Source organism: Aeromonas sp. HMWF016 (genome assembly GCF_963878195.1).
Lineage (GTDB): Bacteria > Pseudomonadota > Gammaproteobacteria > Enterobacterales > Aeromonadaceae > Aeromonas > Aeromonas lacus.
In genome coordinates this window covers 10,490-12,188 of the sequence record NZ_CAWNWX010000059.1, presented here as the reverse complement: position 1 = coordinate 12,188, position 1,699 = coordinate 10,490, and the positions used below count along the sequence as shown (strand labels likewise).

Here is a 1,699-nt window from a genome sequence, read left to right as displayed (position 1 = left end):
TTCGGTGAGTGAAAAGTGCTGACCCGGTAGCAGGGCAGCGCTGTTGGACTTGCCGCTACCCGCCACTGCGTCATTGCGCAGCGCATCAAGTCGGTGCTGGGCAAAGGCCTTGCCGCTGCCGTCCTGCTTGTAGCGGCCCGGGTAATCGAAGTGCTGGTAGGTATCCCGTTGATGCTCAAGCTCAGCGCCCTGCTTTTTGTGGGAGAGGCCATAAGCCGGGGTCTTGAAGCTGTAGTCTTTCAGCTCCACATCCGAGGGCCGTACCGATTCGCGGTAGTGGAACTGGCGCACGTAAGGGCCTTGTTCCAGCGAGCGGTTGCCGAGGTTGAAGAAAAGCTCGGGGCCTTGAGTCAATGCTGCCGCGTCGTCAGCAAAGACGATGCCGTGCTTGCCTTGCTCAAACTCGTGGAAGTAGAACAAGCCCTCTTCGGCAGCAAGGCGGTTCACAAAATCGAGGTCTGTTTCGCGGTACTGAACGCAGTATTCCCGCTGGGCATGTTCATTCTTCAGCGCAAAGGCGTAGTCGGTGATGCCGTGCTCTTGCAGCAGGATACTGAGGATTTCGTCAGGCTTTTGCGCCTGAAAGATGCGGGAGTTTTGGCGCAGGCCCAGCCGCCACAGGGCGGGTTTCACCTCAAGACTGTAACGGGTGCGGCGAAAGCCGCTATCCCCTTGGGCAAACTCGCTCACCACCCCGCATACCCTGCGCTGCAGCTCGCCGTTGTACCACACCATGAGCTCGCACGGCTGGTCCAATACGGCGCCAAAGTCGACATCGGGCTGGCTGCTGGCCAGCTCAAGGCGCAGGTTGAACGGCCGGTTCAGCCCCTCGTCCAGCTGGAAACTCGCCACGACGAAGGTGCTCTCGGGCAGCGCCCCCACCTTGACGGTAAATTGCAATCCGGTTTGATTAGCCATGGCTCTCCCCTCTTGTCACGGCCACGCGATGTCTGCGCCCTTCTTCAAAACTCCAACCGCCAAACCACGCTACCGCCCTCTCCGGTGCCCCGGAGGCCACCAAAGATAAGGGGGTTAACAGGTTACGAGCGGATTGGGTCTGCATCACAGGACACCCTTTAGTGCTTTGCCATCCCCCCGCATCAATCGAACAAGTGGCAGAGGGATGGCAAAACAGAAAAGCTCCGGCTGCCTGAGCGGGCCGGAGAAATACGGGCTAAGAGGGCCGGTTTGGCAACCGGCCCATAAGACACATAACTACTTGCAAGGAATACCAAAGTAACAAAACGAGGATTAGGCCTCGATGGGCGCACGCCAGTCGTCCGCACCGGAAGTACCGGCAACGGTGTGTTCCCAGTCAATCTTGCGGTAAGCCATGGAGACCTGGATAAGCTGGGTGAAGTCAGACTTCGCCGGGTCCTGGCAGTGCGGCATCTGGCAGTCGATGTCAACGATGGTGGCATCGGTCAGCACGGTGGAGAAGAAGTGCTCCTGCTTGCCTTCAACGGAGGTGCGGTACCACTTCAGGGTCACTTTCGGCAGCATCTCACCGGAGGCCAGGGAGTTGTACATCAGCGGCACGGCTTTGTTCAGGGCAACGGTGAACTTGAACGGCTTGTGGACACGCTGACCAGCCGGCTGACCAGATTGCGGGTCGGTCGGGACAGTCACAACGTGCTGGAACTCTTGTACCAGCATCTCGTCTTCGTGACCTTGTACGAAGATGTTGCCGACGGAATCG

2 protein-coding genes are annotated in these 1,699 nt (G+C 58.9%); both read right to left on the bottom strand.

Annotated elements, in window-relative coordinates:
• On the bottom strand, nt 1–918 hold a 918-nt coding region (gene tssI, locus AACS24_RS21890), incomplete at its 3' end, for a type VI secretion system tip protein TssI/VgrG (RefSeq protein ID WP_258223153.1).
• A 333-nt stretch (nt 919–1,251) separates the two neighbouring features.
• Nucleotides 1,252–1,699 (bottom strand): type VI secretion system effector Hcp1 (gene hcp1, locus AACS24_RS08555; protein WP_108573166.1); only part of this gene is annotated, 448 nt, incomplete at its 5' end.